This is a genomic window from Streptomyces sp. NPDC006551 (assembly GCF_040611675.1).
Lineage (GTDB): Bacteria > Actinomycetota > Actinomycetes > Streptomycetales > Streptomycetaceae > Streptomyces.
Map to the genome: position 1 here is coordinate 1 of NZ_JBEXOT010000060.1, position 14,325 is coordinate 14,325.

The 14,325-nt window shown below is 68.2% G+C and carries 13 protein-coding genes and 2 pseudogenes; 5 read left to right on the forward strand and 10 right to left on the reverse strand.

Annotated features, from left to right (window positions below; all coding sequences use genetic code 11):
- Window positions 1-300 precede the first annotated feature (300 nt).
- A pseudogene (locus tag ABZY12_RS31725) lies at window positions 301-435 on the reverse strand (leucine zipper domain-containing protein); the annotation flags it as partial.
- Window positions 436-536: 101 nt separating this feature from the next.
- Window positions 537-2,630 carry a hypothetical protein gene (locus tag ABZY12_RS31730; protein WP_356896454.1) on the reverse strand — a complete coding sequence of 698 codons (2,094 nt, stop codon included), beginning with the start codon at window positions 2,628-2,630 and terminating at the stop codon, window positions 537-539.
- Between the two features lie 142 nt (window positions 2,631-2,772).
- On the opposite strand from ABZY12_RS31730, the gene ABZY12_RS31735 reads away from it, so the two are divergent.
- The gene (locus ABZY12_RS31735; protein ID WP_356896456.1) at window positions 2,773-3,084 is read left to right on the forward strand and encodes a hypothetical protein; all 312 of its coding nucleotides are present in this window, start codon (window positions 2,773-2,775) and stop codon (window positions 3,082-3,084) included.
- Between the two features lie 819 nt (window positions 3,085-3,903).
- Here the strand turns inward: ABZY12_RS31735 and ABZY12_RS31740 are convergent.
- A complete protein-coding gene (locus tag ABZY12_RS31740; protein WP_356896458.1) occupies window positions 3,904-4,095 on the reverse strand; it encodes a hypothetical protein in 192 nt (63 codons plus the stop codon).
- Here ABZY12_RS31740 and ABZY12_RS31745 point away from each other — a divergent pair.
- From ABZY12_RS31745 to ABZY12_RS31755, 3 genes and pseudogenes are all read left to right on the forward strand, one after another.
- Window positions 4,090-4,500 (forward strand): DUF6415 family natural product biosynthesis protein, encoded by a 411-nt coding sequence (locus ABZY12_RS31745; protein ID WP_356896460.1) that lies wholly within the window; start codon window positions 4,090-4,092, stop codon window positions 4,498-4,500. The two genes, ABZY12_RS31740 and ABZY12_RS31745, sit on opposite strands and share 6 nt — an antisense overlap.
- Before the next feature lie 225 nt (window positions 4,501-4,725).
- Entirely contained in the window at window positions 4,726-5,118 is a 393-nt protein-coding gene (locus ABZY12_RS31750; protein ID WP_356896462.1) for a hypothetical protein, read from the forward strand.
- A gap of 436 nt (window positions 5,119-5,554) precedes the next feature.
- Window positions 5,555-5,726: pseudogene (locus ABZY12_RS31755) on the forward strand (IS5/IS1182 family transposase); the annotation flags it as partial.
- 193 nt (window positions 5,727-5,919) lie between these two features.
- Here ABZY12_RS31755 and ABZY12_RS31760 read toward each other — a convergent pair.
- The 3 genes from ABZY12_RS31760 to ABZY12_RS31770 form a co-directional block, all read right to left on the reverse strand.
- The gene (locus ABZY12_RS31760; RefSeq protein ID WP_356896464.1) at window positions 5,920-6,474 is read right to left on the reverse strand and encodes an SUKH-4 family immunity protein; all 555 of its coding nucleotides are present in this window, start codon (window positions 6,472-6,474) and stop codon (window positions 5,920-5,922) included.
- A 26-nt stretch (window positions 6,475-6,500) separates the two neighbouring features.
- A complete protein-coding gene (locus tag ABZY12_RS31765) occupies window positions 6,501-8,027 on the reverse strand; it encodes a nucleic acid/nucleotide deaminase domain-containing protein (protein WP_356896466.1) in 1,527 nt (508 codons plus the stop codon).
- A 103-nt stretch (window positions 8,028-8,130) separates the two neighbouring features.
- Window positions 8,131-8,976 (reverse strand): hypothetical protein, encoded by an 846-nt coding sequence (locus ABZY12_RS31770; RefSeq protein WP_356896468.1) that lies wholly within the window; start codon window positions 8,974-8,976, stop codon window positions 8,131-8,133.
- Between the two features lie 451 nt (window positions 8,977-9,427).
- On the opposite strand from ABZY12_RS31770, the gene ABZY12_RS31775 reads away from it, so the two are divergent.
- Window positions 9,428-9,580, forward strand: a complete 153-nt coding sequence (locus ABZY12_RS31775; protein WP_356896470.1) for a hypothetical protein — start codon at window positions 9,428-9,430, stop codon at window positions 9,578-9,580.
- 233 nt (window positions 9,581-9,813) lie between these two features.
- Here the strand turns inward: ABZY12_RS31775 and ABZY12_RS31780 are convergent, their stop codons facing one another.
- From ABZY12_RS31780 to ABZY12_RS31795, 4 genes are all read right to left on the reverse strand, one after another.
- Complete coding sequence (locus ABZY12_RS31780; RefSeq protein ID WP_356896472.1) at window positions 9,814-10,791, reverse strand: nucleic acid/nucleotide deaminase domain-containing protein; 978 nt, start codon at window positions 10,789-10,791, stop codon at window positions 9,814-9,816.
- A gap of 423 nt (window positions 10,792-11,214) precedes the next feature.
- Window positions 11,215-11,493 carry a hypothetical protein gene (locus tag ABZY12_RS31785; protein ID WP_356896474.1) on the reverse strand — a complete coding sequence of 93 codons (279 nt, stop codon included), beginning with the start codon at window positions 11,491-11,493 and terminating at the stop codon, window positions 11,215-11,217.
- Between the two features lie 201 nt (window positions 11,494-11,694).
- Window positions 11,695-12,396, reverse strand: a complete 702-nt coding sequence (locus tag ABZY12_RS31790) for a hypothetical protein (protein WP_356896476.1) — start codon at window positions 12,394-12,396, stop codon at window positions 11,695-11,697.
- 265 nt (window positions 12,397-12,661) lie between these two features.
- Window positions 12,662-13,768, reverse strand: a complete 1,107-nt coding sequence (locus ABZY12_RS31795) for a hypothetical protein (RefSeq protein ID WP_356896496.1) — start codon at window positions 13,766-13,768, stop codon at window positions 12,662-12,664.
- Window positions 13,769-14,325: the final 557 nt, after the last annotated feature.

The following is a 14,325-nucleotide window of genomic DNA, read 5'->3' on the forward strand; positions in this document are numbered from 1 at the left end:
GCGTTGTCGTCGGTCGCCAACGCTCCGCGTTGGCTCCCTCCTCCGCCTTGCGATCCGTCCCCTCGGCCCTGGCGGGCCTGGGGAGACCCCATGCACCAGACCCCGCTCCCTGATCCGGCCTGATCCGAACGAAAGACCCTAGGCCACCGCTGGCGCCGTGAGCGACTCATCGTCCTGCCTACGGCCCAGTGGGACATGGGCCGCTCTCGTGTCCCGCTCAACTCTAGGCACCGCAGGTCAGGGTCCTCGCCCTGCCCACACTTATCTGGGACAGGACAGCCGTCCGCGCGGCGCGGATAAGCGCATCCACTTGTGGGCGGTGGCCCGCGAGATGCCCATCTCGGCCGCGACATGCGCGACCGGCCGGCCTGAGCGGACACGTTCGACCAGCAGCCGCCTACCGAAGACGGTCAGCCGGGCATTTCGGTGGGACACGAAGACCTTCGTGCGGTGTGTTCCTAGACAGCTCCACCACACCGGAGGTCTTCGCCATGATCAAGACCCACGACTGTCAACAACGCTCGTGATCAATACACCTAGGGCTTGGGGGTGTCCTGCTGGGCGAGCCAGGCCACGGCCTTCGCGCGGTCCGCCTCCGTCGGTGCGGGGCTCACCTGGTCCGGGTAGCGGATGAGGTAGTGCTCGCGGGCGACGCTCAGGCCGACGGCACGGGCCTCAGGGGAGAGGCCGGGGTGCTCGGCGACCTTCTGGGCGCGCCGCCACCAGCACACGCTTCTCGGGTCGACGGCGTAGTGCCACAGCGGCTGTTCGGGGTCCGCCACGCCGATCAGCACCCTGCGCAGCACGTACTCGCGGATGTCCGGGTTGCCGATCAGCCGGTCGGCGACGAGCAGCGGGTGCTCCCCGTCGAGGCGGGCCCGGACCAGCACCCAGGTCATCAGCTGGCCCACGTCGTGGGCGGGCGAGGTGACGAAGTCCCACAGTTCGGCGGCCTTGGCCTCGTCGGGGGCGCCGAGGTGGGTGAGGAGCCGCAGTTCGTCCTTCCACAGCGGCCGGGCCGCGTTCCACCAGGAGACCAGTTTCCCCGCGGCTGGGTGGTCCAGGTCGAGGGCGAGACAGGTCAGGGTGACGAGCGGGTGGCGCCATTCGGTGTACGTGGTCCGGTACTTCTTGGTGAGGTCCTTCAGCCGACGCGGCAGCAGGGCCTCGACGTCGGACGCGGTGGCCAGACCGTGGGCGACGAGGAGTTCGAGGCAGAACCCGAGCCCCTGCAGGCCGGTCGTCGGGTCGGCCACCCGGTCCCGCAGCCAGCGCACGTCGACGTCGGTGAGTGTCCGGTACCGGTGCCACACGTCGGCGAGCTTGGTCTCGGAGCCGGTGAGTTCGGGGCCGGTACCGGACAGGAGTCCGTCCCTGGCGGCCTCGTAACGGTCCACGGCGGCCAGTACGTCGGCGGTGCCGACCCCGTCGAGGTCGGTCTGGCCGGGCCGGAGCGCCTCCTCCCGGATGTGCTCCACCTGTTCGCGGGCCGCGTCCGCGGCGAGGACGCGCAGCACCCGCGGCAGTCTGTCGTCGGTGGCGAAGCGGACCGCCGCGAGCCCGGCGTACGACCGGCCGGCGTGGTAGCCCGCCGCCGTCTCCCGGCGCCAGTCGGCGGTGACGGCCTCGATCAGCGCACCGTACAGCCCGTGCAGCGAGGTCTCCGGCACGTCATGCGCGGCCAGATCCGCCGCGAGGGCCGCCGCGGCCCGTACCGCGTCCGGCTCGCGGAGCGACCGGTGCAGCGCGAGCCAGGCGTGCACCGGGGCACGATGGCCCGCGAGCGCGGCCTCCCGCACGACGGCCAGGCCCCGCTCCGACGGCATGCGGGACACGACGTCGGCCACCCGGGGGTCGCCGACGCCGAGGGCGTCGACCGTCCCCCACGCCTCCGCGTGGCCGTGGCGCAGCAGCGCGTGGAGCAGCTCCGCCCAGGCGCCCCACGCCGTGAGCCGCCCTTCGTACTCCGCACGCCAGGCGCGCAGCAGCCGCTCCGTCTCGTCGGGCGTGAGCCCGTCTCTGCGCTCCAGCGAGACCGCGAACCGGGTCGCGGCGGCGAGGTCCTGGGGGTCGTCCAGCCGTTCGTGGAGCCAGGCGGCCTCGACCGGGGACAAGGGCCGGTACCGGAGCGGGGAAACGCTGCGGTCCACCGGCTCGTCGAGCGCGTCGAGGAACTGCCGTACGCCGTCAGGGTCAGCGGGATCGGGCAGTCCCGCCTCGTCCCGGTCGGTGATCCGGTCCAGCCGGAAGGCGCCCTGAGGACCGCCGTCCACGACCCGGAAACCGGCCGGCCCCTCACCGAGCCCGGCGGCGACGGTGGCGTGGTCGCCGCCCCAGTGCAGCAGCAGTTCGCCCTTCAGCGCGCTGGAACGGCCGAAGGCCCGCCCGTGGGACTGCCAGTGCCAGTACGCGAAGGAGACGGGGCCGGTGAGCCCGCGCTCCGCGCGGACCTCGGCGGCGTCCTCGTGGCCGTCGGACTGCGTGTAGCGGCCCCGGTTCGGCGGAGGGAGCACGAGGAACCCGTCGCCACCGAGCCCCTGCCACCAGGCCGTGATCAGGGCGAGGTCCGAGGGCCGTCCGCGCGCCGGGCGGCGGCGGGCGGCGGGGGCGCCGGCGGCGGCGTCGTTCACGTGTTGCTCCCTGGGTTCTCCGGGGTCTTCTCCGGGATCCGTCGAGGACGGCTCTCCCGCCTCGGGAACCACCGTGCCACAGGGGTCTGACACGCCCTCTCCGCCGGGGGCAGGGAGCGGTGAGCCGCCCTACGATCGCCGTATGACCCCTCGCCGCGCTTCGTCCGGTTCGTGCCTGTCCCTCTGGTCGCGCGACTCGTTCCTGTCCGTCGGATCGGTCGGGTCGACGCTCTCGATCGGCTCCGTCGGCTCGTTCCTCTCCGTCGGCTCCGTGGGCTCCGCGCTCTCCGTCGGCTCGGTGGGCTCCTGGGCGAGCGCCGGTTCGCTGCTCTCGGCCCGGTCCTGCTGGTCGGTCCTCTCCTGGCGCTCGCGCCGCGGGATACTGGCGGCGGGGGTGGCCCTCGCGGTGGCGGGCTCGACGGCCCTGGCTGCGGGGGTACGAAACCACCGATGACCAGCGGCTCGACGCGAGCGGCCCCCGCGAACGGCCCTAGGGTCTTTCGTTTGGGTCAGGCCGGATCAGGGAGCGGAATCTGGTGCCGTGCCTCGCAAGGCGGAGGAGGGCGCCATGGCAGCCGACGACAACGCCGCGAGGAGCGGTGCTGGGTGTGTTGTTCGGGCAGGTTGGTGACGCGGCTGGCGGGGGTTTGGCCTGCGATGCCGGTGGTACGTCGCGTCCCTGGGGGGCCGGGGGTGACCGCACGGCTCTACGCCGATCTGTGCGCTGACCACAAGCCGCCTGCGGTCGGCTGCGCCGGCCCCTGGCAGGCCAGGCCCGGCCGTCCGGGCTGCTCGGTCGGACGACTGGGTGTGGGTCGTGGGATCGGGGGCATGCGGGTGGTGAGCGAGTGGGACCGCTCTGGATATGCAGGGTCTGCCGGACTTCCCCCTTCCGGCGGGCCCTTGGGTGGTGAACGGCCCGCACCGGGTGACGGTGCGGGCCGTTCGGCGTGTGGGTGCGCTAGCCGAGGGGAGAGCGCCATCCGTGCCCCGGGGCCTGCAACCACGCGGAATCTCAACAGATGGGGCAGGGTCGGCGGATCCTCTGCCTGAACTCTCAGTACGTCTCGCCTGGGTTGTGGGGCTGCCGCCTGGGTGCGGATGTCCGTGCGCCTGCACCAGGGTCGCTGCCCGGGCGCTCGACCTGAACCTCACTGAGGGCCTTCTACCAGCGGTGGCTGAACGCACCGAACTCCTGACGCCGACACATCACACCCCACATTCGGCTTCAGCCCGCTGCCGGCCGGCATGCTGGGCCGGCAGCATCACACTGTCAGATCCGGGAAGCCGCGTTGACCTCTTCGCCCCCTCCCCGGCCCTGCTGGCCCGCGCGGACCGCGGCTTCGCCCGGTTCCTCGGTCAGCACGACGACGACCAGGACGACATGCCCTGCGACGGCGGGGACCCCCAGCGGTGACCGCCGGACACCCCCGCGAAGACGCTCCAGCAGCGGCCCGCCATGCACACCAGCACCCACACGGTCCTGTACGACCCCGACGGCCTGGTCCAGGCGGAGCTCCCGCTCGATCGCGAACCGTACGAAAGCCTCGTCAAGGCCGTCCTCGCCTGGACCGGCGAGGACACGCTCGCGACCCGCGACTACCAGCAGATCTCCCTCCAGCTGACCGGCCACGCCCGCGCGCTCGCCGCCGACGTGCGGCGCCGCGCCGACCAGCTGCCGAAGAGCAGCGGCCCCTGGGCGCTCGCCGACGTCGTCCTGCGCGAGGCGGAAGGCCGGCTGTCCGCGACGCTGGAGGGAACCGTGCGCTGCGTCCAGAACCGCGCCCGCCTCGTTCGCGCTCTCTACGAACGGCTGGACCGCCTGGAGGCCGCGCTCGCCCCGGAGAGGGTTGTACCGAGCGGGGGCTGAACCGTGGGCTGGACGGTTGCTTCCAGCTACTTCGTCAGCGTGTCGAGTGCCTTCCTCGCCTCACCCGACAAGTCGCTGACCTGGCGCAGAGCATCTTCCTGGGCGTCGGCGGGCTTGCTGACCGTTCCAGCGGAGGAGGCCTGGCCCGGCTCCCGCCTCGGATACCGTGTTGCTCTACGGGGTGCCATAACGGATGTGACGCCCCCCACCGGAGGTAGTCAGCGTATGAGTTCAAAGCGCAGCAAGAATCCAGCCCTGCCCGTACTTGACGACGCATTCCGACTCGAGTCGGTCAAGGGCGCCGAAGAGTCCACCCGTGACTTGGCCGCGCGGCTGGCCACCACCGAGCTGCGCCGCGTTTCCCACCCGGGCCGGGTCACCTGGGAGCCCACCGATCAGACCGAGCCCGTACCGGTCCCGCCGACGGTGGTCGACGGTGACGGGGACCTGTGGCTGCGGGACCGGGGCACTAACACCTGGACCATGCCCGAGTTCAACCCGAAGGAGTTCCCGGCCCGCTGTGGCGAGGTTCTGACGTGGAACGAGCTTGCCCGCGAGTTCGGCCCGCTAACCGCACTGGCCGACGACCGCCGCATCGGCGGCGGCCGGCGTCGCTGACCGCGCAGCCTTCTGGGATGACCGCGCCTGAAGCGCCCGTTACGGGTAGCTGCGAGCTCCAGCTCACCGCCGAGCTCGACGATGGCAGCGAGCAGGTGAGCATGGTGGTGGCGTGCGACGGCCTCGAGCAGCGTGGTGCGGGCCTGGCGCCACCCGATGTCCTCGGTGCGGCCGGCGTCGGTGGACCAGCCGGGTAGCGGCCGGCCTTCAGCTGCCGTGGTGAGCGCGCGGCCCAGCTCGCCGATCGACTGCTGCCAGTCGGCCAACTGCCCGAGCAGGCCGCGCCCCAGCTCCTCGACGGCGGCCGCCGCCGGGCCGGCGCCGAAGGTGATGCCGATCCCGAATTTTCCTCAGAGCTACTCTTCGCCCCAGTTGGTTCACGGAGTGAACCAACTGGGGAACGTGGGGAGCGGAGAGCCGGCGTGACGTGGCTGCTCTTCGACTGGTGTCAGAGCTGTGGGGGATGATCGGGCCATGCCGGATCGTGAACGAGCTCGGGCCCATGCTCGCACTGCGGCCGCGGAGCCGCTTCCGCAGAGACACGGTGCTGATCGTGGACGCCACCCTGGTACCGACAACGGGACCACAGCGTGGCGGAGCAGTCGAAGACATCTCATGTCGCTGGTGGGCCAAGTCCGCGGTAGTGCCGCAACAAGCAATGTTCGTCCTGTCGGCTTCCGTCACCGCGGGAGAGGCTTCGCGGTGCGTTTCCGGGTGCACCGCGAAGCCTCTGCGCGTGAAGCACTCCCATCGAACGTTTGAGAATCCCCCCGCTCTGGCCCGCGATGTCGAGGGGGCGTTTCACCACATTCCGTGTTCCAGTTCCTCCAGTGAGAGGTTCCATTGTGAGTCCTCATCAGCGAACGGGGTGGGGTCGAAGGCGCCTACGATCTGCTTGAAACGTGCTGACAGCTCTTCGGGGTCAACATCGTTGTCGTGATCGACTTCTAGCTTGCGGAATTCGATGAGCGCGTACGCCAGGGACTCGACATCTCGATGGAGTTCGATGTAGCCGTCGGATCCTTCCGGGAAGGCGTACACTTTACCCGACTTTGGATCCAGGGCCACGAGTGAGGTAAACAAGTAGCCGAGCATCCACCAGGACCGGCTTTCCATCGGACAGGACATGCCGTAGTGGTCGAAACGGCTCCCCAGGGTGATCGCATCCAGCTCTGCGGGGTAGGGGTCCGCAACGTCTTCCCGGGATACGAACACCTCCGAATGCGGAAGCCCCACAGTGCTCAGGAAGTTAGCCGAGCGCGGATCGAATTCGGTGACCGCACTGTGCGGGAAGTACACAATGTTTTCCAGCCCATAGGCCTGCATCAACTGCATCGGAGTCACAGAGAAGTTCACGCCTGTCATCCTACCCTATAGTGCCACTACTTACCGTGCAGATTCTTCAAGTGAGCGACATACTTGGTGTGTTCCGCGTTTGTGGTCTTCCCCTCCGGCGTGTAGTAATCGGCGACGTGAGTCACCTTTGTGTCCTTCTTGAAGTAGTAATCTAGCCAGCGCGCACATTCTGGATTTTTTCTGCAGGGTTCTCGTTCAGTGAAGATCTCGGTGAGTCCGTCCTGTTTTCCATTGTGGAGGAGGGGGCGTCCGATCATGCGCTCGGAGTGGCCGTTCTTGTTGCTGTAGCCGACAAGGATGGACTCCTTGCCGTCCGGAGCGACGTACCGGCCGGCAGCGTAGTTGGTCCCCTTGTAGTCATCCCGAGCAATCCTGGCGGCCTGCGTAGCCCGCACCAGATCATCTTTGCTGTCGAAACCGATCTTCGTCGAAGGTGCTCTGCCCGGATGTTTCGAATCGGCGTAGAACTCGCTCTTCTCCTTCGGGGTGCTGGGGATCCATGCCTTCCCGTCGTTCAGCACAACGCCGTTCAATCGGCTCCTGTCGGCATCGTCAAGTTTGGTCGTTTGCCCGTCCTCGTACAGGCGTTGCACCGATCCGTCTGCGTTGAGCAAGTATGTGCGGACGTTGTCATCGCCGTCCTTGTCACACTTCTTGAACTTGTCCTTGACGTCGTCGTCGTGGTTCTTATGGCTGCCCTTGCTCTTGTCGATCTTGCCGCCGTGGTCCTCAAGAGTCTTGACCATCTCGTCGGCCTTCTTGTCGACGGAGTCTTCGGCCTTGTCCATGACGGTGGCGAGCTTGTGGAAACGGCTGTCCTTCTTCACCGAGGACTTGCGAGTGGCGCCGCCGTTCTTGAAGTCGCCCTTCTTCTCGTTGAAGTTGGTGGCCGTTTTCTGGTAGTCGCCGGCTGCCTTCTCGAACTCGTCGAACTCGATGACGAGGTCCTGGGCCATGTCGGCGCTGCCTGAGGCCATGACGTCATGGGTGGCTCCACCGCCGAGCTGGTCGGAGAAGAGCTTCTCGATCTCCCCGAGGATCTTTCCTTCGATCTTGTCGGTGACGATCGAGGTGATCTGGTCGATGGCGTAGTCGATGGCCTCCTGGATGAGCAGCCGCGCGGCGGCGATGGCGGCTGCGGACAGCAGGCCGCTGAGCCCGACAGTGAAGAACATGCCGACCACACCCGCGGTGGCGGTGGCGGCGGTCGCGGTCAGTTTCCCGATGATCGCGACTTTGCAGGCGAGGATCAGGTCGGCGCACTCATCGAGGGCGCCGGCGAGGTCGTCGCACCCTTTGGCGAAGGTGCCGAGGTCTCTCGTCGTGAGCTTGCCCCAGCGACGGTCGATCGCCGTGACCGTTTCGCCTTTACTCTTGCCTGCGACGATGTGCGAGCAGGCGTTGTTCCCTTCCTTGACCGCGTCGCGGATGCCTTCAGCTAGCTTGCGGTAGTCCTTGGCGGACGCCTTGACCTCGTCTTCGTCAATCTGCGGCCAGTCGATGCCTATCAGGTCCAGAACCTCGACCAGGTCATCGGGCAGCGTCATCCCCATGCTCTACCCCCCGTTAGTCGCCAACCTCCCTACCCTCCACGGCGGGCTGATCAGTCGTCAACTTTGCAGGCGTGAGGACACAGTGAAACCAGACAGCTCGATCTCACACCGGAGCAGGATCGCCACCAAGGCGTGGCTGCTTCGGGACTAGGCAGGTCAGGGCCTCGTCCATGGCGACAACGACGCGATTGTCCGCAGCGAGAGCGACGGCGCGGACAGGGGGCCCGGGCCGGAATGTTTGCTGCTCACCGGTGTCCCACTGGATCCAGTCCACCGCGCCGTCCCCCCAGGCCACCACGGCCGCGGGTCCGTGCTGCGTGCTCGCGGCGTCGAGCGACACCACAGGGCAGGAACGTTGAAGGACTGGTGCATCCATGGGGGCGTTGCCAGGGGCCCACGCCCGCACGGTGCCGTCCGCGCCCCCACTGTAGACAAACGGTAGGGACGCCTCGCCCTCCAGGGGGAGACGTATTGCAGCCAGGGCGTTCACCGGGCCGTTGTGCAGGCGGGCTGAGTCTGCGATGTCGCCGAGGATTTCCACGGTGCCGGAGCCGGAGCCGATCGCGATGATGCCTGCGTCATGTCCGGTTGCGGAGGCGACAGCCGTGCCGGTGTGTCCTTGGACGGCTGCCACCAGACGCTGGGCGCTGGTGGGGCCGTCGTCGAGGAGCCCCGCAATCCCTGACCCTGCCGGACGGGCTGCCCACGCGCTTTCGGCCTGGATACGGCCGTTCTCGTCAAGCATCAGCAAGGTTCCGTCCGGAAGGATCGTCAACCCCCCGGCGGGCAGGCATGCCAGCGGTGCCCGCCCGCGTGGCGACGCGTCCGCCAGTTCCACGGCCCGGACCGTGCCGTCGGGGCCCGTCATCAGCACGGAACCGGCCAGTGGTCCTTCTCCAATGGACAGCGCGGTGACAGGCCCTGGCCAGGGCGGCGTCACATCACCCATGACCCGGCTCCATTCCAGGCGCCAGGCCGCTTTCGCGGCCAGGCCGGCCAGCGCGGGCGCAAGTCTCGGGTCCGCACCGTCACCCAGGACGCTCAGCAGGGTCAGAGCCCGAGACGCCGACGACGTATCCCGGCACAGGGACTGCCCCGCCCTCAGCCAGGCAGCGCGAAGCCCCCCGGCCCCGAGGCCGCTTCCCCGGTCATAGGCAGCCGTTACCTGCCACGGATCGGCCTCGCAGACAGCCACCGGATCTGACAGTTCCACGCCCACACCCAGGTCTGCACGCGCAGGCGGTAGTGGCATGGGGGGGCTGGGAGAGAGCAGCCTGCCACTGTTCGAAGCGGAGCTGGTCTCTCCACTGCTCCAGGTCGAGATCGAGTTCAGCGCATCCGTTTCCGGAGAGGCGATGGTGCGCAGGGCTTGACGAGCGGGACTCGACGATCACCCGGACATGCGACAGCGCTGTCAACTCCAGCACCAGCCCGGCGACATCAGCGTCATGCACGTCTGTCAGGACAATCACCGTGCGGCGCGGATCACGAATCAGCGCCGCCACCAGTTCTCCCGGGGCACGCGCCACAACGCCGATCTGGTCGGCAATTGACCACACTGTCCCCCACAGGCTTTCCCCTGCGAAGGGAACGACGGCGTGGATGGCACGCTCCACCGGAGTCCCGCTCTGGCTGCCATGGCGCACGAGCCAGGCGAGCAGAGCTGACTTTCCGCACCCCTCCGACCCAGACACCAGACACAGGCGAGGGGCATGAGGGTCGGCAAGCCAGCCCAACAAGGCCGCGGCCGCGGGTTCACGGCCTGCAGCAGGAGGATCCCAACGCATCAGTGACGCCTCCCCTGTTCGGCCGCATGCGCGATCAGCCCCTTCAGGCCTTCCTCGCGAGACTCAGCGGTGTCGCCGTAGTCGAAGCTGTGCGTGAACTCCGCCTGGGGAAAGGCCTTCTGCATCCACGCGGCGCAGTAGTGCCCGGGCATCATGCACGGCTCCAGCTCACAGTAGACACGGCGCACCTGTCCAGGCTCCACACCTTGTCCCGACAGGCGACTCCAAATGAGCTCCTCAGGGTGGGTCCTGCCCGGCCCTGTGGCCTCCGTGACCACCTGCCTGGCACCTCCAGCATCGACGTACTCGAACGCTGCGGAGAACGGGAAGTTCAACGTGTGGCGAACATCATCCAGGACACGAGGCCACCAGGACTCCCGCACCTTAAAGGCCGCCGCGTCGATCCTGCGCAGCTCCGCATTCAGATCGCGGAAGATGGCCGCCGACTCCGCCAGCCCCGCCGCCACCGAGATCAACGGTTGCGCACGATCCAATGCCAGAAGCGACGCGTTCAGCGTCGAGACGTCGGTGTTGACGAACATGTCATCCACGATCTCGTCCAAAACGACGGCCTGGACAGCGCCGTCAGGGCGCACACACAGGTGAGCCAGGCCGTCGAACCCGATCCTCGGCCAGCTCTCCATCTCCTTATGTGGCCGCGGACCCGCAGATCGGGCAGCGACGACACCGAGAGTTACCGGCTCGTCGGCAGCCGGGGCCCTGAAATAGGGAGCAACGCTCCGCGGCACGCCGGTCTCCTCCAGAAGAACCCGCCCCGCCGCTGGAAGAACGGCCCCCAGCAAGCTGCCCTGGCCAAATCGCCGCAAGCCGTCGCGACCGAAGTGCTCAAGCAGGTCGTCGCGGCGCTCAGGGACGGGGGAGGGCATGGGAACCTCACAGTTCGGGTGGTGGCCGGTGGTCACAGGTGACCATAGTCGCGAACCATGCTGGACCGGGGTATGGGCCCGCGTACACATTTGACGCGACTGCAGCGGCGCTGTGTAGGTGATGACGACGCCAGAAGCCCCGCCTGCCGTACGCCGACGTCCGATCTCCTCCGCAGGTGCGCTCAGTACATCGGGTAGGTGGTCGTATCCTGGCGGACCAGATGGCCGTTGGTTCCTGCGTGGAGACTCCTGAGCCGGTGACCAGCGACTACCCGACCGAGCCCCTTCTTCCCGTCCTGACCGCTGCGGAGGCAAGGGACGCGGTCGGATACATGCGGCTGCTGGAGAGACTCGACCTCACCTCATGCGGCCAGGCTGCCGGGCAACTAGCTGCAGACCTGGCCCGACGCCTTCCGTCGGGGTGAATGTCCCTTGCGGTGTGGCGGACCATGCGGCCGCCGGCTCGCTGCCGGTCGCTGATGTCGAAGCGACCACGGTCGCGAGGTTATTGCGTCAGGCCTGCTGCCATCCACCACAGCGCCGACACGACGCAAGAACGCTCACGCCGCTCTCCTCGGCTGCCTGCAAGACCTGACCGACCCCGCTGCCCGTCACGTCCAGGACCTGCCATGAACCACTGCTGATCACGACTTTGCCGTCCTCGGGCACCACCGGGCACTGTGCCGCGTGAACAGTCAGGCGGACCTGCCGCCCGGTGAAGCGCCTGAGCGTGGCGAGCCGGAACAGCGCCTCAGACGCACAGGCAGACAGAGCTTCGGCTTGAGTAGGCACCACCGCACCCTAATTGGATACCTCTATGGGGGAAGCCCCGGCCTTCCGGTGATCAGGACCCTCTGAAACGGTGAGGCCCAAGAGGACTGCTGCGTACCCCCTGCGCAGCCGGCCCGGGCGACATGATCAACTCCAACGTAGTCCCGCCTCTGGCCTGCCCCCCCATGTCGGCTGCTCTCCGCCGAACTGGAGGCACGAGTGTCAGTTGACGGGGGCTTGATAGAGGCCGCGGCCGGCACGGTGGGCGCGGGAGGTGGCGACGAGGCGGTCGAGGGTGCTGCGTACGGTGTTGATGCTGCCGGTGGTGTCGTCCCGACCGAGTACTTGCGCGACGTCGCGGGCGCGCATCGCGGTGTGGGGGCGGCCGGCCAGCACGGCGACGACCTGGTCGGTGAGCCCGCCTGCGTCCGTAGCCGAGGTTTCGGCTGGTGCCGTTTCCTGAGCCGTGGTGGCCTTGAGTGCATTGCTGGTGACGGGTGCCTTAGTTTGGCGGCGTTTGGCCGTCGGCTCGTCGGTCACCTTGGGTACCGCCGTCCTGCGGGGAGCTGCAGCAGCCTTGCGGGGTGAGCGGCGGCTGCTTGCTGTCTTCTGTTGCGCCGGCACGGCGGTCTTGCCTGACTGCAGAGCCTTATCGGCCGGGGTCGGCTCGGGCGTGGGCTCGTTTGCCGGTGCGGTGCGTGCTTCGTGCGGGGTTGTGTCAGTGGGCGCGGGGGCTTCGGTTCGCGGCTGGGGGAGCGTGGTGCTGGCCAGGGCATTGAGTGCGGTCAGGGCACCGCGTACGGACTCCAGCCGCTCGGTTACCTGCTGCAGTTCTTTCTGTAGCGCCTGCTGGTGTTCTTCGAGTTGGGGGAGTTCGGCCTGGAGCATGGCGGTGGTGGTGGCGATGCTGTGGCTGCTGGTCATGTTGCGCTCCCTGTGGGGTGGGCTGTTGCTGCGAGATGTCGGGGTTGTTGTGATGCAGGGTACGTTCCACGCGTGTACTGGCAACGTCGCCGGACAGGCCAGCGTGCGTGTGACCCGCTACAGACAGCACGTTTCGTCATCGACGGGTCGCGCAGGGGATGGCTGAGCCGGGTTACTGGCTTGCTGGCTTTGTTGACGAATTGGGCAGCAGATGTCGACCACTTCGGGAGGCACGAGAGTCTGGTGCTGGTCGATTGCCGGACGGCTAGAAGAGGTTTGCCGAGGTGCCCTGTGTGAGGTTCTCGAGGATCGTGCGCAGCCAGGGGCTGCGCACGGCCGGTAGCCGGACCAAGGTGTGTTGGAACGTTCCCCGGTCGGCCCGGAACGGGTGGTTGAGGAGCAGTGGGAGCGGGTCGTCGCGGAGTACGTCTTGGGGGATGCGGCCTGACGCGGGAACCGGCAAGTACGGTTCGGGAGAGACCAGCCACAGCCACACCCCCAGCGGCAGGGGCACCAGGTATGCCGGTGTGGTCGAGCCGGCAGGGGTCCAGGTCCGGCCCGTCTGGGGATGGACGGGGACGAGGAGGATGTCGACGCCCGCGCCCGGGGAAGGTTGTCCCGGTCCGGCCAGGACGGCACGTCGCTTCGGGGTACCCGCCTGCAGCGCGGCGTCGAGCGCGCGTTGGAACACGTCCGCGGTCAAGCCGTCCGGGACCTTAACCGGCTGCCCCTCGGAGGCGATCAGCAGGTGGGCGAGCGCCTGGCCGGCTGCCGCCTCCCACTGCGGGCTCCACGACCAGTAGTGGTTCGTCCCCAGCCGTCCTCCCCATGTGGCGATCGGTTCCAACGGGGGCGTTTTCTCCCCCTTCTGTGCCAGCTCCGCCCAGGAGAGGGGCGCGGCGTGGATACCGTCGACGGGAACGCGGTGCACGACGTCCGAGCCGAGTCGCACCATCTGCCAGAGTGAGCAGTCGTCGACCCTGGTCGCCACGGGGAGGTCGCATACCTCGCAGGCCATGTTGGGCCCGTCGGCTCCGTCGAGGCCGCAGCAGGCACCGCCGCGCTTCTCGGGAATCAGCCGGGTTCCACGGATATCACCGGGCGCGATGACACTCGCCCCGGGCATGCTGTCGGACAGGGCGTAGACCGGTGCGTAGATGCCGCGCGCCTCAGCCTCACTCGGATCAATCTCGTCCCACATCCGCCACGGCCCTCCCCAGGGGTCGGGGTCCACGGCAAACGTCCCTGACTCCATGAGCACCGGAAGCTGAGTCCCGTTCCCGTACTTCTGACGGGCGTGGATGGGCAGTGAGACCTGGGACAGCGGGGTGGTCAACTCCGCGCCGCATCCCGCACACACGAAAACGAACAAGTGCCCTCCGGCTGGGAAACAGGCACATCTTCGCAGCTCGCCGGCAGCCATCCAACACGTTTCTTGTCCGGGCGAGCGGTGGGCGGCTCAGGAGGAGCCTGGCCGCATGCAGGCCATGGCCGCAGTCCACCTCAGATCTCCGGTTTCGGCTTCGTATGACCACGCCTTGATGGATCCGTTGCCGACGAGCAACTGGATCGCACCAATGAGAGCAGCGGGCGGAAGTCCGCACCGGCGGGCCAACTGGGTGCTGTCGGCAACTCCGTCTGCGCTTCTCGCGGGTGTGTGTGAGGCGAGGGCTACCGCGACGAGTCGTGCTTCCGCGGGCAGGTGACGGATGTCGCGCGACCGGAACGAGCGCAGGAACCAGTCGGCGGCGCGGACCCGGCAACGCCGGCTTGGTGCGCCGATGAGAGGCTCGATGAGCCAGGAGGTCGTTGAGGCGGTGGGGCGGAGCCAGTCTGTGGCAGCGAGCTCTTCCCAGGGTTCGTGCTGGTGGCGCAAGGCCAGGCTGCGGGTGAGGCCAGGGGGCAGGTGGACCAGGCCAGAGGAGTCGG